17 protein-coding genes and 1 tRNA gene are annotated in these 19045 nt (G+C 62.2%); 10 read left to right on the top strand and 8 right to left on the bottom strand.

Going from position 1 to position 19045, the window contains the following annotated elements; all coding sequences use genetic code 11:
* The first annotated feature begins 155 nt into the window (after nucleotides 1-155).
* From DK391_RS32210 to DK391_RS32170, 9 genes are all read left to right on the top strand, one after another.
* Nucleotides 156-1085 (top strand): polyprenyl synthetase family protein, encoded by a 930-nt coding sequence (locus DK391_RS32210; protein WP_239483009.1) that lies wholly within the window; start codon nucleotides 156-158, stop codon nucleotides 1083-1085.
* Between the two features lie 49 nt (nucleotides 1086-1134).
* Nucleotides 1135-1211 (top strand) — tRNA-Pro (locus DK391_RS32205).
* Between the two features lie 179 nt (nucleotides 1212-1390).
* Nucleotides 1391-2695 carry an HlyC/CorC family transporter gene (locus tag DK391_RS32200; RefSeq protein WP_109482050.1) on the top strand — a complete coding sequence of 435 codons (1305 nt, stop codon included), beginning with the start codon at nucleotides 1391-1393 and terminating at the stop codon, nucleotides 2693-2695.
* A 95-nt stretch (nucleotides 2696-2790) separates the two neighbouring features.
* Nucleotides 2791-4044, top strand: coding sequence for an ATPase, T2SS/T4P/T4SS family (locus DK391_RS32195; protein ID WP_109482049.1), 1254 nt, complete (start codon nucleotides 2791-2793; stop codon nucleotides 4042-4044).
* The gene (locus tag DK391_RS32190) at nucleotides 4041-5261 is read left to right on the top strand and encodes a type II secretion system F family protein (protein ID WP_109482048.1); all 1221 of its coding nucleotides are present in this window, start codon (nucleotides 4041-4043) and stop codon (nucleotides 5259-5261) included. Before DK391_RS32195 ends, DK391_RS32190 begins: the two co-directional genes overlap by 4 nt.
* Nucleotides 5262-5292: 31 nt before the next feature.
* Nucleotides 5293-6222: an A24 family peptidase gene (locus DK391_RS32185; RefSeq protein ID WP_109482047.1), complete on the top strand. Its 930-nt coding sequence runs from the start codon at nucleotides 5293-5295 to the stop codon at nucleotides 6220-6222.
* Between the two features lie 3 nt (nucleotides 6223-6225).
* Entirely contained in the window at nucleotides 6226-6828 is a 603-nt protein-coding gene (gene coaE, locus DK391_RS32180; RefSeq protein WP_109482046.1) for a dephospho-CoA kinase, read from the top strand.
* Nucleotides 6829-7023: 195 nt separating this feature from the next.
* Nucleotides 7024-7779, top strand: coding sequence for a cell division protein ZapD (gene zapD, locus DK391_RS32175; protein ID WP_007747120.1), 756 nt, complete (start codon nucleotides 7024-7026; stop codon nucleotides 7777-7779).
* Between the two features lie 59 nt (nucleotides 7780-7838).
* Nucleotides 7839-8033: a DNA gyrase inhibitor YacG gene (locus DK391_RS32170; protein WP_109482045.1), complete on the top strand. Its 195-nt coding sequence runs from the start codon at nucleotides 7839-7841 to the stop codon at nucleotides 8031-8033.
* A gap of 65 nt (nucleotides 8034-8098) precedes the next feature.
* Here DK391_RS32170 and DK391_RS32165 read toward each other — a convergent pair whose 3' ends face one another.
* From DK391_RS32165 to secA, 4 genes are all read right to left on the bottom strand, one after another.
* Nucleotides 8099-8533, bottom strand: a complete 435-nt coding sequence (locus DK391_RS32165; protein WP_109482044.1) for an NUDIX domain-containing protein — start codon at nucleotides 8531-8533, stop codon at nucleotides 8099-8101.
* Nucleotides 8530-9399, bottom strand: coding sequence for an ATP-binding protein (locus tag DK391_RS32160; protein ID WP_109482043.1), 870 nt, complete (start codon nucleotides 9397-9399; stop codon nucleotides 8530-8532). The genes DK391_RS32165 and DK391_RS32160 overlap by 4 nt, the downstream gene beginning before the upstream one ends.
* Nucleotides 9400-9414: 15 nt before the next feature.
* Nucleotides 9415-10656 carry a bifunctional glutamate N-acetyltransferase/amino-acid acetyltransferase ArgJ gene (gene argJ / locus DK391_RS32155; RefSeq protein ID WP_109482042.1) on the bottom strand — a complete coding sequence of 414 codons (1242 nt, stop codon included), beginning with the start codon at nucleotides 10654-10656 and terminating at the stop codon, nucleotides 9415-9417.
* A gap of 149 nt (nucleotides 10657-10805) precedes the next feature.
* Nucleotides 10806-13619 carry a preprotein translocase subunit SecA gene (secA, locus tag DK391_RS32150; protein WP_109482041.1) on the bottom strand — a complete coding sequence of 938 codons (2814 nt, stop codon included), beginning with the start codon at nucleotides 13617-13619 and terminating at the stop codon, nucleotides 10806-10808.
* Nucleotides 13620-13938: 319 nt separating this feature from the next.
* On the opposite strand from secA, the gene DK391_RS32145 reads away from it, so the two are divergent.
* Nucleotides 13939-14442: a DUF721 domain-containing protein gene (locus DK391_RS32145; RefSeq protein WP_109482040.1), complete on the top strand. Its 504-nt coding sequence runs from the start codon at nucleotides 13939-13941 to the stop codon at nucleotides 14440-14442.
* Between the two features lie 85 nt (nucleotides 14443-14527).
* Here the strand turns inward: DK391_RS32145 and lpxC are convergent, their stop codons facing one another.
* From lpxC to ftsA, 4 genes are all read right to left on the bottom strand, one after another.
* Nucleotides 14528-15445: a UDP-3-O-acyl-N-acetylglucosamine deacetylase gene (gene lpxC / locus DK391_RS32140; protein WP_109482039.1), complete on the bottom strand. Its 918-nt coding sequence runs from the start codon at nucleotides 15443-15445 to the stop codon at nucleotides 14528-14530.
* Nucleotides 15446-15727: 282 nt separating this feature from the next.
* Nucleotides 15728-16237, bottom strand: a complete 510-nt coding sequence (locus DK391_RS32135) for a peroxiredoxin (protein WP_109482038.1) — start codon at nucleotides 16235-16237, stop codon at nucleotides 15728-15730.
* A 236-nt stretch (nucleotides 16238-16473) separates the two neighbouring features.
* A complete protein-coding gene (ftsZ, locus tag DK391_RS32130) occupies nucleotides 16474-17667 on the bottom strand; it encodes a cell division protein FtsZ (protein WP_109482037.1) in 1194 nt (397 codons plus the stop codon).
* Nucleotides 17668-17790: 123 nt separating this feature from the next.
* A complete protein-coding gene (gene ftsA / locus DK391_RS32120; protein ID WP_028371745.1) occupies nucleotides 17791-19023 on the bottom strand; it encodes a cell division protein FtsA in 1233 nt (410 codons plus the stop codon).
* Nucleotides 19024-19045 lie beyond the last annotated feature (22 nt).

Below are 19045 nucleotides of genomic sequence, written 5' to 3'. Positions count from 1 at the left end.
CCCCCCCCCCCCCCCCCCCGCCCCCCCCCCCCGGGTATTTGTCACGCAGTCTACTGCATACGCTCTAGGAGGCCGTCTCGTGGGCGCGGAGACGTGGATAAGAGACAGCCCCCACCCCTAACGCAGCCAATCTGCTCGCTCCGATCGCCGAAGACATGCAGCAGGTGAACCGCGTCATCCGGCACCGTCTGGCGTCCGAGGTGATGCTGATCAACCAGATCTCCGAGTACATCATCAGTGCCGGAGGCAAGCGCCTGCGGCCCGCGCTGCTCCTGCTCGTGGCGGGCGCGCTCGGCGACCGGACGGGGCATCGTCACGAACTTGCGGCCGTGGTCGAGTTCATCCATACGGCCACGCTGCTGCACGACGACGTCGTCGACGAGTCCGATCTGCGCCGTGGCCGTCAGACGGCCAACGCGCTGTTCGGCAACGCAGCGAGCGTGCTGGTCGGCGACTTTCTGTATTCCCGCTCGTTCCAGATGATGGTCGGCGTGGGCAAGATGCGCGTGATGGAAATTCTTTCGGAAGCGACCAACATCATTTCCGAAGGCGAAGTGCTGCAACTGCTGAACATGCATGACGCCGACGTCGACGAGGCGCGCTACATGCAGGTGATCCGCTACAAGACAGCCAAGCTGTTCGAAGCGGCAGCGCAGCTGGGCGCCGTGCTGGCGGGTGCAGACGCAACTATCGAAGCTGCTGCAGCCGAATTCGGCCGGCGCATCGGCACATCATTCCAGATCATGGACGACTGGCTCGACTACACGGGCACGCCGGAATCGATGGGCAAGAACGCCGGGGATGACCTGCGCGAAGGCAAACCAACGCTGCCGCTCATTTATCTGATCGAACGTGGCACGCCTGAACAGTCGGCGCTCGCGCGCGAAGCCATCGAGCAGGGCGGCACGGACCGATTCGATGAGATTTTCGAAGCGATCACGCGTTCCGGCGCGCTCGACCACACGCTCGAGTGCGCAAAACAGGAAGCGCAGGCGGCAGCTGCAGCAATTTCTTCGTTTCCTGATTCCATTTACAAAGAAAGCCTGCTAGAATTATGTTCTTACTCGACGACGAGGCAGTCTTAAACAAGACTGAAACGTCGAATCAGTCTGAATCGAGTGAAGCAGTACAAATCGGGGTGTAGCTTAGCCTGGTAGAGCGCTACGTTCGGGACGTAGAGGCCGGAGGTTCGAATCCTCTCACCCCGACCAGATTCTTGAAAAAACCGCGCATCGCGCGGTTTTTTTTCGTCTGTCATTCCGGAAGCGGCTTATATCGCCCGTATCGCGCGGTGATCGGCCATACGGCCAACACACTCGTCCGCCCACTGAGGGCTCCCGGCCCCTCTGCTATATTCTCCTCATCCCTCCCCTTCTCTTATTCACGTCGCGTGGAACAACTTCCCTTATGGGCGCAAATAGGCGCCGTCGTCCTGCTTCTCATCTGCTCCAGCTTTTTTTCCATTACCGAGACAGCGATGATGGCGATCAACCGCCATCGTCTGAAACATCTCGCGACCAAGGGCGCGCTCGGCGCGAAGACCACGCAAGGCCTGCTCGCGCGCACCGATGAACTGCTCAGCGCCGTGCTGATCGGCAATAACCTGTTCAACACGATCATCCCGGTGCTGACCACGTCGATTGCACTGCATACGTTCGGCAGCAATAGCATCGTGCTGTCGGTGGCGACGGGCATTGTCGCGTTCCTGATCATCGTGTTTGCCGAGATCACGCCGAAGATCGTCGGCGCGACCTTTCCGGAAAAAATCGCGCTGCCCGCCAGCCTGCTGATCGCGCCGCTCATGCGCGTGCTGAAGCCGGTGATCTGGTTCGTCAACCTGTTCGCGAACGCGATCCTGCGCGTGCTGCACATCAATACCAAAGGCGCGCACGACCAGCGGCTTTCGCCGGAAGAACTGCGCACCATCGTGCTCGAGTCCGGCAGCTTCATGCCGACCAAGCACCGCAGCATTCTGCTGAACCTGTTCGATCTCGAAAACATCACCGTCGATGACGTGATGATCCCGCGCCGCCGCATCGAAGCACTCGATTTCGACGCGCCCTTCGAGCAGATCCTGCATCAGCTCGAGACCTGCTATCACAACAAGCTGATCGTCTATCAGGGTGACTTCGACCGCGTGCTTGGCGTGCTTCACGTGCGCAAGACGCTGTCCGCGCTGCACAATCAGGAACTGGAACGCGAGACGCTGCGTGAACTGCTCGCCGATCCGTATTTCGTGCCGACGGGCACGCCCGTCTTCCAGCAGCTTCAGTATTTCCAGGAAAGCCGCCATCGCACGGCGCTCGTCGTCGATGAATACGGTGAACTCCAGGGCCTCGTGACACCCGAGGACATCATTGAAGAGCTGATCGGCGAATTCACGACGTCCGTGCCGCGCAGCGCCTCGTCGCGTGGCGGCTGGAATGAGGACGGCGAGTGCATCGTGGCGGGCAGCATGCCGCTGCGCGAACTCAACCGCTGGCTGCAGTTGAAGCTGCCGACCGACGGCCCCAAAACACTCAACGGATTGATCCTGGAAGTTCTCGAAGAGATTCCTGAAGGCGATGTCTGCGTGAAGATTGCCGACATCAAACTGGAAGTTTTGCGCAGCGACGATCAGGCAATCAGAACCGTTAAGGTGTTTCGCCCCGGTCCTCCACCGACATCGAAGATCAAGCGGCTGGTCGGCCGCTGAGCGCACACCTGGCCATCTGGCCGAATAGCGACACCCAGTTCGATACCGGAAGATGAAGCCGTCATGTTTCACAGGCGGCTCACAGCCGGTATTCGATGCGCACTACTTCCCACACCACGGCGCCTACGCCGCACATCCCCGCGAACAAACCGGCGCTGCAAACCGTCACCACTGACGCGGACAGCCCGCCTGCCGTGCGTCTGCTCGCCGACACGCTGCAGGAAGCCGCACGCCTCAACGCCTCCGATCTGCATATCGAGCCGATGGAACACGGCTGGCGCATGCGGCTGCGCGTCGACGGCGTACTGCATGCGCTCGCGCGTCCTCCCGCGCATTTGCGCGACGCGTTCATCACGCGCGTGAAGGTGCTGGCGCGCATGGATATCGCGGAGCGGCGCGTCCCTCAGGATGGCCGTTTGCGCCTGCCCGTCGCAGCGGGCCGGATCGAAGACTATCGCGTCAACTCGCTGCCGACGCTGTTCGGCGAAAAGCTCGTGCTGCGGCGGCTCGAAGCGCTGCCTGCCGACCTTTCGCTCGATTCGCTGGGTCTCGCGCCAGCGCAGCGTGACATTGTCGACGGATCGATCCACTCGCCGCATGGGCTGGTGCTCGTCACGGGACCGACGGGCAGCGGCAAGACGATGTCGCTCTATTGCTTCCTGCAACTGTTGAACGCCGAATCGCGCAATCTCTGTTCGGTCGAAGATCCCGCCGAAATCCAGCTTGGCGGCATCAATCAGGTCAGTGTTCGCGAAAAGGCCGGGCTGACGTTCGCTGTCGCGCTGCGCGCTTTCCTGCGTCAGGACCCCGACATCATCATGGTCGGCGAAATCCGTGACGAAGAGACCGCCGACGTCGCCGTCAAAGCCGCGCAAACGGGCCATCTCGTGCTTTCGATCCTGCATACGAACGATGCACCCGCAGCGATTGCGCGTCTGATCGACATTGGCGTCGAGCCCTATAACCTCGCGGCGGCGTTGCGCCTCGTCACGGCGCAGCGACTGGTACGGCGGCTCTGCGTCGCGTGCAGGCGCGCTTCGTCCGAGACGTCTGCATCATTGCGTTCGGCTGGCGTGCCGGAAGACCAGATCGCCGATTGGCGCCCGTACATTCAACAGGGATGCGATGCATGTCACGGCATCGGCTTTCGCGGACGTGTCGGCATTCACCAGGTCATGCCCGTATCGGACACGATGCGCGAACTCATCGTGGCGCGCGCCGGCACGCATGAGATTGCGCGACAAGCTCAGGCCGAGCGTGTGCAGACCTTGCGCGAAGCCGCGCTGGCTCGCGCGTTCGACGGCACGACGAGTCTCGCCGAAGCCTTGAGCGCAACGGAGGTCGCATGACGATCGCGGCAATCCAGGAACAGCGCTTCGAATGGCGAGCGTTCGATGCGCAAGGCATGCGCCTGCGCGGAACGGTGATCGCCCCCGATCTTCCCGCGGCGCGCGCCATGCTGAAACAGGATGGACTCTATGCCGTCGAATGGACTGCACGCGGTGCAGCGCCAAAGCCCCGCGCTCGCGCCGCCGACGTCACGCTCTTCACGCGCCAGTTGTCGAGTCTGTTGCGCGCGGGTCTGCCGCTCGCGCCATCGCTCGAACTGCTGGCGCATGCTTCGAAAACCGACGCGCGTAACAAAGGGATGTCGCGCATCGTGAGTGCGCTCGCGCGCGACATCACGGCAGGGCTAGGCTTTTCCTCCGCGCTCGCGCGACATCCGGCACAGTTCGGCGCGCTCTATTGCCAGCTGGTCGAGGTTGGTGAGGCATCGGGTGCGTTGGCCAACGTTCTCGCGCGCCTCGCCGACGACCGCGAGCGCGCCGCCGCTCAACGCACCAAAGTGCGAGCGGCGCTTACGTATCCCGTCGCGATCCTGCTGCTCGCGCTCGCCATCACGGCCGCGCTGCTCGTGTGGGTCGTGCCGACCTTCAAGCAGATCTTCGACGGATTCGGCGCGAAGCTGCCCGCGCCGACGCAACTCGTACTGGCCTTGTCCGCGGCGGCTGGACGCTGGAGCGTGCCGCTCGCAGGCAGCGCATGCGTGCTGGCCTTCGCGACACGTCACGTACTAAGGCGTTCGGAAACTGCACGTCTGCGCTTCGCCCGCGCGACGCTGCGCCTGCCTGTCGCCGGTTCGCTGCTCACAACGTTATGCGCGGCACGCTGGAGCCGCGCGCTCGGCACCTTGCTGTCGGCGGGCACGCCGCTCGCCGACGCATTCGATTCGCTGACCCACGCAACGGGCAATGCCTGGTTCGATCGCGCGACCGTTGCCATCTCGGCGCAGCTTCGGCGCGGCGTACGGCTCGCGGCTGCCATGCGCGAGGCACGCTGCTTTCCCGAAGAAATCGTGCAACCCGTCGCCATCGCCGAAGAATCGGGCACGCTCGATACGATGCTGCTCGACGTGGCCTCGCTGAGCGATCGTCAGGTTGACGAACGGATCGCAGGTCTTGCGAGCCTGTGCGAGCCGCTCGTGATCGTCGTGCTGGGCGGGCTGGTCGGCGGTCTCGTGATCGCGATGTATCTTCCCATCATCCAACTCGGCAACGTGGTGTAGTAGCATCGCAGCCGAATCCACACAATCAATCATGGCGACCACGTTCACGTCCGTGTCAGAACATTCCTTCAGCGGCCCGCTCGCACGTTTCGCGGACAGCCTCGGCGCGACGTTCGGCACATTGCCGGCGGGTGCGCAGATTGCGTTTGTCATCGTGTTCGGCCTGGTGATCGGCAGCTTCCTGAACGTTGTCGTGTATCGCTTGCCGATCATGCTCGAACGCGCCTGGCGCGCTGAAGTGAGCGACGCAACGGATCACGCTTTCGACGACGACGGCCTGCCCGAGCGCTACAACCTCTGGTTGCCACGCAGCGCATGTCCGCATTGCGGCCATGTTTTGCGTGCGTGGGAAAACCTGCCGGTGCTCAGCTATCTGCTGTTGCGGGGCCGATGCTCGCACTGCAAGACGCGCGTGAGCTTTCGCTATCCGCTGATCGAGTTGCTGAGCGCAGCGCTGGCGCTCGGCGCGCTCGTCACCTTCGGTTCGACGGGTGCCGCGCTCGCTGCGTTCGGCCTGTGCGCGACGCTGCTCGCCATGAGCGCAATCGATATCGACACGCACCTGCTACCGGACTCGATGACCTTGCCGCTGCTCTGGGCCGGCCTGATCGTCAACTTCAATACGGTGTTCGCGAGCCTGCAGGATGCCGTGATCGGCGCCATCGCCGGTTACCTGGCGCTGTGGTGCGTACACTGGCTGTTCAAGCTCGTACGCGGCGTCGAAGGGATGGGTTATGGCGATTTCAAGCTGCTGGCCGCGCTCGGCGCGTGGCTCGGCTGGGCTGCGTTGCCGCAGATCATCCTGATCGCTGCCGTGACGGGTGCCGTGGTCGGGCTGGTGGCGACATGGATCGGTCGCATGCGCTTTGAAGAGCCGCTGCCCTTCGGTCCGTTTCTCGCGGCAGGCGGCGCCGTGACGCTGTTTTTGGGCACACCGCTTTACATGGCTTTGGGAGGCTGACGCATGTTTGCTGTTGGACTGACGGGTGGCATCGGCAGCGGCAAGTCCACTGTCGCCGATCTGTTCGCCAAACGCGGCGTAACACTCGTCGATACCGACGTGATCGCGCACAGCATCACTGCACCGCACGGTCTCGCGATGGCGCCCATCGCGGCGGAATTCGGCTCCTCGTTCGTCGCGGCAGACGGCTCGCTCGATCGCGCCCAGATGCGGACGCTCGTGTTCAGCGACGAGACAGCGCGCAAGCGCCTCGAAGCAATTACGCATCCGTTGATTCGCGCCGAGACCGAACGCCAGCGCGAAGCAGCATCCGGACCTTATGTGATCGTGGTGGTGCCGTTGCTGGTCGAGTCGGGTAACTGGAAAACGCGCGTGAATCGCGTGCTCACCGTCGATTGCAGCGTCGAAACGCAGATTACGCGCGTCATACGCCGCAATGCGTTTACACGTGAACAGGTGCTCGCGATCATCGCGCGCCAGGCCACGCGCGAAGCTCGCCTCGCCGCTGCCGACGACGTGATCGTCAACGATAACCGCACGCTCGAAGCCATCGATGTCGATGTCGAACGCCTTCACAACACGTATGTTTCGCTCGCGCGCGCCTAAGCCGTGAGCGATTCTGTCCGATGTCTGTAATGCGGACGCATGTTGTCGGGAACACGCTCTGCACGCAACGAATGCGCGTAATACCGCGCAAAAATTGTCTAAAGCTCGCCGAAAAAGTGTGTGATTGCGACGGTAGTCTCACGGCATTAGAATGTCCTGCAATTCCGTCACCGACCACGCCCGAGGCGAGCCCGCTTGATTCTTTACGAGTATCCCTTCAATGAGCGAATCCGGACGCTGCTGCGCCTCGAAGATCTGTTCGAGCGCTTCACGTTCTTTCTGACTCAGGAAGATGCCAGGGAACATCACGTCGCGCTGACTACGCTGTTCGAAATCTCGGAAGTCGCGGGCCGCGCGGATCTCAAATCCGATCTGATGAAAGAACTGGAGCGGCAGCGTCAAACGCTCGCTCCGTTTCGTGGCAATCCCGGCATCGAGCAGAATGCGCTCGAAGCCGTGCTCGGCGAAATCGAACAGACGCTCGCCGGGCTGACGCAAATGCAGGGCAAGACGGGTCAACATCTTGCTGATAACGAATGGCTTGCCAGCATCCGTAGCCGCGCCATTATTCCTGGCGGCACCTGCAAGTTCGATCTTCCGTCTTACTACGCGTGGCAGCAGACGCATCCAGATCAGCGTCGGCAGGACATCGCCAAGTGGGTCATGCCACTTTTGCCGCTGCGCGATGCGGCTGCAATCGTATTGCGGCTGGCTCGCGAATCGGGCCAGGCGTCGAAGGTCATGGCGATGCAGGGCAGTTATCAGCAGATGTTGTCGGGCCGGACCTATCAGCTGATGCAGGTGCGCGTGGCACCGGAATTGCGGGTAATTCCGGAAGCGAGCGCCAACAAGTACATGCTGTGGGTGCGCTTCACGGTGCAGGACGGCGATTTGCGTCCGCGTGCCGTCGATGTCGACGTGCCGTTCCAGTTGACGCTGTGTAGTCTTTAATCCGACGCAAATGCCCTCATTTGCGTGGTCTCAAAGTTTGCGATTAAACGCTTGAACGTATGGCCACTGTAGTCAAATGCCCTAGCTGCGGAAAGGATGTCCGCTGGACTCCCGAGAACCGCTTCCGTCCGTTCTGTTCCGAGCGCTGCAAGCAGATCGATCTCGGCGCGTGGGCGGCCGAAAAGTACAAGATCGGCGGCACGGACGAAGAACCGCCCTCAGACGACGCACCCGGCGAGCATCGCTCGCACTGAACGGGGTCATTGCACGTCGTTCGCCGACGAAAAAAAACGGAGCCGCTCACGGCTCCGTTTTCCATTCACTCCGCCGCCAACCAATCCAGCACGGGAATCGTTGCGGGCAATAGCGGCGACACACTAGCCGGCAAGGTCTGCCAAGCGAACGCCTGACCTTCGCGTCCATGCGGCTCGCCATCCCACGCCGTCACCTTGCAGAAGTAAAGCCGCACGTACGCGTGTGGATAGTCATGCTCGAGCACATGCCAACGGTGACTCGCCTGCACGTCGATGCCGAGTTCTTCGTGAAGCTCACGAGCCAGCGCCGCTTCCACCGTTTCACCCGGTTCGAGCTTGCCGCCCGGAAATTCCCAATAGCCTTCGTACGGCTTCCCCGCCGGGCGCTGCGCGAGCAGATAGCGACCATCGGGCTGCACGAGCACACCGACGGCCACTTCCGTGACCGGCCGGCCCGCTTCGTTCACCTCGCGGGTGCCGTTTTGCGCTGCATCGCTCATGCTTGCGCCCGCTTGCCCGACCAGTCGCGCGCGAACTGCCACGCCACACGCCCCGAACGCGAACCACGTTCCAGCGCCCAGATCAGCGCATCGCCGCGCGCCGCTTCGACATCGGCATCGTTGCAGCCGAAGTGATGCAGCCAGTGCGCGACGATCGACAGATAGTCGTCCTGCTTGAACGGATAGAAGCTGACCCACAAGCCAAAGCGCTCGGACAGCGAAATCTTCTCCTCGACCACTTCGCCGGGATGAATCTCGCCATCGGACGTGTGCTTGTACGTCTCGTTGTCGCTCATATACTCGGGCAGCAGATGACGGCGATTCGACGTCGCGTAAATCAGCACGTTGTCTGACTGCGCGGCGACCGAACCGTCGAGCGCCACTTTCAACGCCTTGTAGCCCGATTCGCCTTCTTCGAACGAAAGATCGTCGCAGAACACGATGAAGCGCTCGGGGCGCGCTGAAATCAGATCGACGATATCGCCGAGATCGTGCAGATCGTCCTTGTCGACTTCGATCAGACGCAAGCCGTCCTTCGAATACGCGTTCAGGCACGCCTTGATCAGCGACGATTTGCCCGTGCCACGCGCGCCCGTCAGCAGCACGTTATTGGCCGGCTGTTTGTTGACGAACTGCTTCGTGTTCTGCTCGATCAGGTTTTTCTGGCGATCGATGTTCTGCAGGTCGTCGAGCGAAATCAGCGAAATGGCGGGCACCGGCTGCAGATAACCGCGCCCCTGGCGCTTGCGCCAGCGAAACGCCACGGCCGCCGACCAGTCGATTTCAGGCGCCGCAGGCGGAAGCATCGCTTCGAGCCGCACCAGCACGGCCTCGGCACGAGTCAGGAATTGTTCGAGTTTGTCCATTGAGATAAGCGGGAATCAGGAGCGGTAATCGGCGTTGATGCTCACGTAGTCGTGCGAGAGATCGCAGGTCCAGATCGTTGCCTGCGCATCGCCGCGGCCGAGCACGACGCGAATCAGGATCTCCGCCTTCTTCATCACGCGCTGCCCGTCTTCTTCCTTGTACTCGGGATTGCGTCCGCCAGCCTTCGCAACCAGCACATCGTCGAGATACAGATCGATCTTGCCAACGTCGAGGTCCGTCACGCCCGCATAGCCGATCGCGGCCAGAATGCGGCCGAGGTTGGGGTCCGATGCATAGAATGCCGTCTTCACGAGCGGCGAATGGCCGATTGCATAAGCAATCTGGCGGCATTCAGCAACGCTCGCGCCGCCTTCGACCTGCACCGTCATGAACTTGGTCGCGCCCTCGCCGTCGCGCACGATCAGTTGCGAGAGCGTCTGCGCCGTTTCCGTCACGGCTTCGCGCAGCGCGACGTACGCCGGCGAATCCGTCGATGTGATCGCGGGCAGGCTCGACTTGCCCGACGCAATCAGGATGAACGAGTCGTTGGTCGACGTATCGCCGTCGATCGTGACGCAGTTGAACGAGCGATCCGCGACTTCTTTGACCAGTTGATCGAGCACCGGCTGCGCGACGTTGGCGTCGAACGCGAGGAAGCCGAGCATGGTTGCCATGTTCGGCTTGATCATGCCCGCGCCCTTGCTGATGCCCGTCATCGTGATCGTATGGCCGTCGATCTTCACCTGGCGCGACACGGCCTTCGGCAAGGTATCCGTGGTCATGATGGCTTGCGCCGCGTCGTACCAGTGCGCGGCCTGACGATTCGCCAGCGCAGCGGGCAAGCCGGCCTTCAGACGGTCAACGGGCAGCGGCTCCAGAATCACGCCCGTCGAGAACGGCAGCACCTGCTGCGGCTCGATACCCGCGAGACGCGCCAGTTCGTCGCACGTTTCGCGCGCCGCCACCATGCCCGGCTCACCTGTGCCTGCATTCGCGTTGCCCGTGTTCACGACCAGCGCGCGGATGCCCTTGCCGCCGGTGCGTACTTTTTCCAGATGCTCGCGGCATACCGTCACAGGCGCCGCGCAGAACCGGTTCAACGTAAACACGCCCGCGACCGTCGCGCCTTCGTCGACGGAAATGACGAGCACGTCCTTGCGGTTCGGCTTGCGGATATTCGCCTCGGCCCAGCCTAGCGTGACGCCGGCGACGGGATGGAGTTGAGCGGGATCGATCGAGGGGAAATTGACAGCCATGTTTGCGACCTGTCGAGACTGAAATGCCGGCGTGCGCCGGCATTGGGGATCAAAAGTGATGGCGCCGGATTGGCCTGCGCCACCGCGAAATCCCCAGCAATGCACGCTTCAAACGACGCGGCGCGCATACTGCGCGCCGCCTTCGTGTGTCACGCAATCTTGCCGTGGCACTGCTTGTACTTCTTGCCGCTGCCGCATGGGCATGGGTCGTTGCGTCCGACCTTCGGCACGTTGTCGCCGGAGAGCGGCGCGGCCGCGCCCTGACCGTGCGTCATCGCGTCGCCGATCATCGCCGCGGCTGCGTTCGCTGCGACGGGTGCCGCTGCGACTGCCGCGCCACCTTCGGCGTAGTCCGCATGACGGAACTCGACGTTATCGACCAGATGGCTGCCCTGCTCTTCCATCTGCTCGGCAGCCAGTTCCAGTTGCTCCGGCGACTGGATCTGCACGTTCATCACGATACGCGTGACTTCGAGCTTCACTGCGTCGAGCATGGCGGCAAACAGTTCGAACGCTTCGCGCTTGTATTCCTGCTTCGGGTTCTTCTGCGCATAGCCGCGCAGATGGATGCCCTGACGCAGGTGATCGAGCGCGGCCAGGTGTTCACGCCAGCTGCGGTCCAGCGTCTGCAGCATGACCGAGCGTTCGAACGCGCTGAACGATTCGCGGCCTACCTGCTCGACCTTCGCCTCGTAGGCTTCGTCGGCGGCGGCGATGACGGCTTCGAGAATTTCGTCGGCGTCGATCTGCTGCGATTCGTTGATCATTTCCTGAATAGCGAGATCGAGCTGCCAGTCGTTGCGCAGCACTTCTTCCAGTTCAGGCACATCCCACTGCTCTTCGATACTGCCCGCCGGCACGAACTGGCGGACGATGTCCGTGATCACGCCATGACGCATCGCGCCGATGGTTTCGGTGATGTCGTGCGCTTCAAGCAGTTCGTTGCGCTGCTGGTAGATCACCTTGCGCTGATCGTTCGAGACGTCGTCGTATTCGAGCAGCTGCTTGCGGATATCGAAGTTGCGCGCTTCGACCTTACGCTGCGCCGATTCGATCGAACGCGTGACGATGCCCGCTTCGATCGCCTCGCCTTCCGGCATCTTCAGGCGATCCATGATGGAGCGCACGCGGTCGCCCGCGAAAATGCGCAGCAGCGGATCTTCCAGCGACAGATAGAAACGCGACGAACCCGGATCGCCCTGGCGGCCGGCACGGCCGCGCAACTGGTTGTCGATACGGCGCGATTCATGACGCTCGGTGCCGATGATGTGCAGACCGCCCGCGGCCTTCACCTGATCGTGCAGCGTTTGCCATTCATCGTGCAGCTTCTGGATGCGCGGCGCTTTTTCGTCTTCGGGGATCGACAGATCGGCTTCGATGAACGCGGCCTGCTTCTCGGCGTTGCCGCCGAGCACGATGTCGGTACCGCGACCGGCCATGTTGGTCGCGATCGTCACGCGCTGCGGTCGGCCCGCTTCCGCGACGATGGCCGCTTCACGCGCGTGCTGCTTTGCGTTCAGCACTTCGTGCGGCAAACCGGCCTTGTTCAGCAGTTGCGAAAGCAGCTCGGAGTTTTCGATCGAGGTCGTGCCGACCAGCACCGGCTGACCGCGGTCATAACATTCGCGGATATCGCGAATCACCGCGTTGTAGCGCTCCAGCGCCGTCTTGTAGATCTGATCCTGCTTGTCGATCCGCTTCGGCGGGCGGTTGGTCGGGATCACGACCGTTTCCAGGCCGTAAATCTCGTTGAATTCGTACGCTTCCGTGTCCGCCGTGCCCGTCATGCCCGACAGCTTTGCGTACATGCGGAAATAGTTCTGGAACGTGATCGAGGCGAGCGTCTGGTTCTCGCTCTGGATCTTCACGTGTTCCTTCGCTTCGACAGCCTGGTGCAGACCATCGGACCAGCGACGGCCCGCCATCAGACGGCCCGTGAATTCGTCGACGATCACCACTTCGCCGTTCTGCACGACATAGTGCTGGTCTTTGTAGAACAGCGTGTGCGCGCGCAGCGCGGCGTACACGTGGTGCATCAGCGTGATGTTCTGCGGCGCGTACAGGCTCTCGCCCTCACCGATCAGGCCCCACTCGGCGAGCAGACGCTCGGCCTTCTCGTGGCCCGACTCCGTCAGGAACACCTGGCGCGCTTTTTCGTCGAGCGTGTAGTCGCCCGGCTTTTCGACGCCCGTGCCGTCCGCCTTCTCTTCACCGATCTGACGATCGAGCAGCGGCGGCAGCGCGTTCATGCGCACGTAGAGTTCGGTGTGATCTTCGGCCTGGCCGGAGATGATCAGCGGCGTCCGCGCTTCGTCGATCAGGATCGAGTCCACTTCGTCGACGACCGCGAAGTTCAGCGCCCGCTGCACGCGTGCATCGGTCTCGTAGACCATGTTGTCGCGCAGGTAGTCGAAGCCGAACTCGTTGTTCGTGCCGTACGTGATGTCCGCGGCGTACGCTTCCTGCTTCATGCCGTGGTCCATCTGCGACAGATTGATGCCGACCGACAGACCGAGGAAGTTGTACAGACGCGCCATCCATTCGGCGTCGCGTTGCGCGAGGTAATCATTCACCGTCACGACGTGCACGCCACGGCCCGACAGCGCATTCAGATACACGGGCAGCGTGGCGACGAGCGTCTTGCCCTCACCTGTGCGCATTTCCGCGATCTTGCCGTAGTGCAGGACCATGCCGCCGATCAGCTGCACGTCGAAGTGCCGCATTTTCAGCACGCGCTTGCTTGCCTCGCGGCAGACCGCGAATGCGTCGGGCAGCAGTTTGTCGAGCGACTCGCCGCTGCTCACGCGTTGCCGGAATTCCGTCGTTTTCGCGCGCAGTTGATCATCCGTCAACTGCTCGATCTGCGGTTCGAGCGCATTGATCGCCGCGACGGTCTTTTGATATTGCTTGACGAGCCGCTGGTTGCGGCTGCCAAAAATCTTTTGTAGAAAACCGGTGGTCATCGGATCGTGGTTGCGTCTCGGTTTCGGCGGGGTTGCAAGGCTGGCTTTTTACCGCCTTTCACCTTGTTGCAACCCGTTGTCGAAGTGGCCTCGGCGGCTTAGGTCCAAGAGAAATTCGAATCATGGATTTTAGCACGCGCCCCCGCGTACGCCTGTGTCAGCGGCGAGACGCCTGGCCATCCGGCCAGGGCGCGAGCGCCACGTGGCAAGACCGTCCGGCACGTCGCGAACAGACGATGTGCATCGGTGCCGCACGGTACGCACGTTACAATGGCGGCATCGAGCGCGCGCGGGGCGCGGGCTGCTAACAAAGTCCCAGATGAGCCGTTTCTCACCGTTTTCAAGGCAGTCACTGAAGCCCGGTCCAAAACTGGGCTCGAAGTCGTTCGGCGTGCGCCGCCCGCAGGCGGTCGCCGAGGTCTTGAACCGCACCGACGCGTTCGCCGCGCTACGCGCCGGCGTCGAGCAGGTCGCTGCCCTCGAACGCGATCTGGCGCAATTACTGCCCGACTATCTGGCCACCAGCGTCGAACCCGGTTTCATCAAGGACGGCGTGCTCGCGCTGTTCGCCGCGCACAATGCGCTTGCCGCGCGGCTTCGGCATCTCGAACCGCGGCTGCTAGCGGAGTTGCAGCAGCGCGGCTGGCCGGTCAATGCGCTGAAAATTCGGGTGCGTCCGCAAGCAGTGAAGGAGCCGCCGCGCGCCAAGCAGGCGCTCATGTCGCGTATAGGTGCCGACGCGCTCCACGAACTGAGCGAATCGCTGGAACCGTCGCCGTTGCAGGAAGCGTTGGCGCGCATGGCGGCGCGACATCGGAAGTGAGTGCGTCGGGCGCGCGCTGAAATGAAAAAAGCGGCCGTTCAGGCCGCTTTTTCTTTACCGCTGTAGCGCTCTACCGCTCGACGCTTCAGGCAAACGCCGTCTGCGTGTCATACGCAAAACCGCGCGGCGCCTTCTGCGGATCGTCGAAAGTGACGATTTCGTACGAATCTTCGTGCGCCAGCAGTTCGCGCAGCAGCGCGTTGTTCAGGCCGTGACCCGACTTGTACGCGTCATACGACGCGAGCAGCGGGTGACCGACCACATAAAGATCGCCGATTGCGTCCAGCATCTTGTGCTTCACGAACTCGTCGTCGTAACGCAGGCCGTCGTTGTTCAGGATGCGGTACTCGTCGAGCACGATCGCGTTGTCCATGCTGCCGCCGCGCGCCAGACCCAGCTCACGCATCATTTCGACTTCATGCGCAAAGCCAAACGTACGGGCACGCGCGATTTCACGCACATACGACGTATTCGCGAAATCCACTTCCAGCGACTGGCCGGTTTTATCGACAGCCGGATGGCGGAAGTCAATCGTGAACTTCAGCTTGAAGCCGAAATACGGGTCAAGACGTGCGAACTTGTCGCCGTCGCGGATTTCGACCGGCTTGGTCACCTTGATGAACTTCTTCGCCGCGTTCTGTTCTTCGATGCCCGCCGACTGGATCAGGAACACGAAGGACGCTGCGCTGCCGTCCATGATAGGAATTTCTTCGGCCGTCACGTCGACGTACAGATTGTCGATCCCGAGGCCCGCGCACGCGGACATCAGGTGTTCGATCGTCGACACGCGCGCGCCGTCTTTCTGCAACACCGATGCGAGGCGCGTATCGCCAATCGACATCGCCGACGCGGGAATGTCCACCGGCGTGGCCAAATCCACGCGCGAGAACACAATGCCCGTGTCCGGCGCCGCCGGGCGGAGCGTCAACTCAACCTTGCGGCCCGAGTGGACGCCGATGCCGACCGTCTTGACGATCTGTTTGATAGTGCGCTGCTTCAACATGGTGGTCTTCTATTCGATTGAAAATCCTAATCAGGATTTTTTAATTCATAGCACGAAGTATACTCCAATCGACTCCGGAGCGTCGTTGCGCTGGCGTTTCAATCTGTTTCGCTACGTTACCTAATCGGGAAGCGTGACGGGCCGATGCCCGGAACGGAGGCGTTTCCGGTCATCGGCCCGCGTTACGGCCTGTCACAACGGCGTCATGAAAGCGTTGCCGCAGCGCAACAACCAACGTTTGCGAGTTGGTCGGCAGCCGCGACGAAGCCCTTCAAGGCCGCGTCATGCCTGGCTCAACGTGGCGAGAATACTGGCCGCATCGCTGACTTCGAACTTGCCGGGTGCCTCGACGTGCAGCGTCTTGACCACGCCGTCGTCGACCACCATCGCGTAGCGCTGGGAACGGATTCCCATGCCGCGCGCCGACAAATCCTGCTCCAGACCGAGCGCTTTGGTGAAAGCCGCGCTGCCGTCCGCCATCATGCGCACCTTGCCCGAGGTGCGCTGATCGCGAGCCCACGCGCCCATGACGAACGCGTCGTTGACGGACACGCACCAGATTTCGTCGATACCGGCAGCGCGCAACTTCTCTGCCTGTTCGACATAGCCCGGCACGTGCTTCGCCGAACAGGTGGGCGTGAACGCGCCCGGCAATCCGAAGATCACCACACGCTTGCCCGCCGTCTGTTCGTGCACGTCGAAGCTGTTCGGCCCGATCCTGCAGCCCTCGCGTTCGTCTTCGATCAATTCGTAAACGGTCGTCTGGGGAAGCTTTTCACCTACCTGAATCATGCTCGTTCCTTCGCATCGATGCGGAGCACGCTCGCACGGTCTCGTGCCGCAGTGGACATTTCATCTGGCGACAGTCGCCCACACCGCTTCGTCTTCACGAAGAGGGCACCTGTCCATGCCGCGCGCTCAACCCAACGCGGCCTGTTCGCCATTCCACCCGCCACGCTCGTGCAGTTCTGCCGCGCGTAATCCAACAGAGAAGATTACGCCGCAGAAAGCCCGCTCCTGCGTGAGCCTCAGTCTGCCTGCTTGCGCAGGAAGGCCGGGATGTCGTACGTATCGACGCCCTTTTCCTGCAGCGCCTGCACGTGCGAAGCAGCCGTGTCACGCGACGTACGCCACACTGCCGGCGTATCGAGCGAACCGTAGTCCGCCGTCGTTGCGTGTTGCGGCGTGTACGCATGTTGCATCACGCCGACCGGCTGGTTGTCCGTGCCCGTGCGCAGCAGCGTCATCGGTGCCGATTGCTGCTTCTTCGCAGCGCGGCCCAGACCCGTTGCCACCACCGTCACGCGCAGCGCATCGCCCATCGCGTCGTCGTACACCGCGCCGAAAATCACGGTCGCGTCATCAGCAGCATAGCTCTTGATCGTGTTCATGACTTCGCGCGTTTCGGACAAACGCAGCGAACGGCTCGACGTGATGTTGACCAGCACGCCACGCGCGCCCGACAGATCGACGCCTTCCAGCAGCGGGCTGGCCACGGCCTGCTCTGCCGCAAGACGCGCGCGATCGACGCCGGCGACCGTCGCCGTGCCCATCATTGCCTTGCCCTGCTCGCCCATCACCGTCTTCACGTCTTCGAAGTCGACGTTCACCAGACCGTCGACGTTGATGATTTCCGCGATACCGGCAACGGCGTTGTTGAGCACATCGTCAGCGCACTGGAAGCACTTGTCCATTTCGGCGTCGTCGCCCATCACGTCGAACAGCTTGTCGTTCAGAACGACGATCAGCGAGTCGACGTGATCCTCCAGTTGCTGCGAACCTGCTTCAGCGACGCGCATGCGCTTGCCGCCTTCGAACTCGAACGGCTTGCTGACCACGCCAACCGTCAGAATGCCCATTTCTTTAGCGATCTGCGCGACCACGGGTGCTGCGCCCGTGCCCGTGCCGCCGCCCATACCTGCCGTGATGAACACCATGTGCGCGCCACGCAGTGCGTCAGCGATGCGCTCACGTGCTTCTTCTGCTGCCGAGCGGCCCATTTCCGGCTTCGCGCCAGCGCCCAGACCCGTATTGCCCAACTGGATGACGTTCGGTGCGCGCGAGCGCGACAGCGCCTGAGCGTCCGTGTTCATCACGATGAAGTCGACGCCTTGCACGCCGCGATTGATCATGTGCGTCACTGCATTACCGCCCGCACCACCGACGCCCACCACCTTGATGATGGTGCCGTTGGTTTCCGTTTCCAGCATCTGGAATTCCATGTTGCCTCCGTCAAGAAAAAAAGTACCACTTCCTCGGCCGTTATTCGGCAGGAGATCGGGCAACCTCCTGTCGCGCGCCAGCCGCCGGCACCAGCGCGAATTTCCTTTTACTTCGAATTCTTCTTAGAAATTGCCGAGGAACCAGTCCTTCATCCTCGTGAACACCTGACCCATCGATCCCGACTGCACCGCGACCTTGCGGCCACGCATACGCTGCGAACGTCCTTCGACCAGCAGACCCATCGCCGTCGAATAGCGCGGATTGCGCACGACATCTGCGAGACCGCCTGCGTATTCCGGCACGCCAATGCGCACCGGCTTCAGGAAAATGTCTTCACCCAGCTCGACCATGCCCGGCATCATCGACGCGCCACCCGTCAACACGACGCCCGAGCTCAGCAGCTCTTCGTAACCCGACTCGCGCACCACCTGCTGCACGAGCGAAAACAGTTCTTCGACGCGCGGCTCGACCACGGCCGCCAGCGCCTGGCGCGACAGCGTGCGCGGGCCGCGCTCGCCCAGACCCGGCACTTCGATCATTTCGTCCGGATCGGCGAGTGCCTGCTTGGCGATGCCGTAGCTGACCTTGATGTCTTCGGCATCCGGCGTCGGCGTGCGCAAAGCCATCGCGATATCGCTGGTGATCTGATCACCGGCGATGGGGATCACGGCCGTATGACGGATCGCGCCTTCGCTGAAAATCGCGATGTCCGTCGTGCCGCCGCCGATATCGACCAGCACCACGCCCAGTTCTTTTTCATCTTCCGTCAGCACTGCCAGCGACGACGCCAGCGGTTGCAGGATCAGATCGTTCACTTCGAGGCCGCAGCGGCGCACGCACTTGACGATGTTCTGCGCCGCGCTCACCGCGCCCGTCACGATGTGCACCTTCACTTCCAGCCGGATACCGCTCATGCCGATCGGCTCGCGCACATCTTCCTGGCCGTCGATGATGAATTCCTGCGTCAGGATGTGCAGCACCTGCTGATCGGTCGGAATGTTGATCGCCTTGGCCGTTTCGATCACGCGCGCAACGTCCGTCTGCGTGACTTCCTTTTCCTTGATCGCGACCATCCCGCTCGAGTTGAAGCTGCGGATATGGCTGCCCGCGATCCCGGTGAACACGTTCGTGATCTTGCAGTCGGCCATCAGCTCGGCTTCTTCGAGCGCGCGCTGAATGGACTGCACCGTGGCCTCGATGTTCACCACGACGCCTTTCTTGAGCCCTTTCGATTCGCTCTGGCCGAGTCCGATCACCTCGTAATGACCTTCGCCCTTCAACTCGGCGACGATGGCGACAACCTTCGCCGTGCCGATGTCGAGGGCTACCAGCAGATCTTTATAGTCTTTACTCATAGCGTGCTCATTGCGTGTGATG

Origin of the sequence: Paraburkholderia sp. C35 (assembly GCF_003121405.1) — a bacterium.
GTDB lineage: Bacteria > Pseudomonadota > Gammaproteobacteria > Burkholderiales > Burkholderiaceae > Paraburkholderia.
The sequence above is the reverse complement of the archived record's forward strand: the minus strand, read 5'-3'. Positions and strand labels throughout refer to the sequence as shown.

Excerpts from the sequence above, each read along its gene's own strand:
- DK391_RS32190 (WP_109482048.1), top strand. The coding sequence starts at position 4,041 with ATGACGATCGCGGCAATCCAGGAACAGCGCTTCGAATGGCGAGCGTTC.
- secA (WP_109482041.1), bottom strand. The coding sequence starts at position 13,619 with ATGACCACCGGTTTTCTACAAAAGATTTTTGGCAGCCGCAACCAGCGG.
- DK391_RS32210 (WP_239483009.1), top strand. The coding sequence starts at position 156 with ATGCAGCAGGTGAACCGCGTCATCCGGCACCGTCTGGCGTCCGAGGTG.
- ftsZ (WP_109482037.1), bottom strand. The coding sequence starts at position 17,667 with ATGGAATTCCAGATGCTGGAAACGGAAACCAACGGCACCATCATCAAG.
- DK391_RS32135 (WP_109482038.1), bottom strand. The coding sequence starts at position 16,237 with ATGATTCAGGTAGGTGAAAAGCTTCCCCAGACGACCGTTTACGAATTG.
- DK391_RS32165 (WP_109482044.1), bottom strand. The coding sequence starts at position 8,533 with ATGAGCGATGCAGCGCAAAACGGCACCCGCGAGGTGAACGAAGCGGGC.
- coaE (WP_109482046.1), top strand. The coding sequence starts at position 6,226 with ATGTTTGCTGTTGGACTGACGGGTGGCATCGGCAGCGGCAAGTCCACT.
- DK391_RS32195 (WP_109482049.1), top strand. The coding sequence starts at position 2,791 with ATGCGCACTACTTCCCACACCACGGCGCCTACGCCGCACATCCCCGCG.
- DK391_RS32160 (WP_109482043.1), bottom strand. The coding sequence starts at position 9,399 with ATGGACAAACTCGAACAATTCCTGACTCGTGCCGAGGCCGTGCTGGTG.
- DK391_RS32145 (WP_109482040.1), top strand. The coding sequence starts at position 13,939 with ATGAGCCGTTTCTCACCGTTTTCAAGGCAGTCACTGAAGCCCGGTCCA.
- ftsA (WP_028371745.1), bottom strand. The coding sequence starts at position 19,023 with ATGAGTAAAGACTATAAAGATCTGCTGGTAGCCCTCGACATCGGCACG.
- DK391_RS32170 (WP_109482045.1), top strand. The coding sequence starts at position 7,839 with ATGGCCACTGTAGTCAAATGCCCTAGCTGCGGAAAGGATGTCCGCTGG.
- DK391_RS32185 (WP_109482047.1), top strand. The coding sequence starts at position 5,293 with ATGGCGACCACGTTCACGTCCGTGTCAGAACATTCCTTCAGCGGCCCG.
- lpxC (WP_109482039.1), bottom strand. The coding sequence starts at position 15,445 with ATGTTGAAGCAGCGCACTATCAAACAGATCGTCAAGACGGTCGGCATC.
- argJ (WP_109482042.1), bottom strand. The coding sequence starts at position 10,656 with ATGGCTGTCAATTTCCCCTCGATCGATCCCGCTCAACTCCATCCCGTC.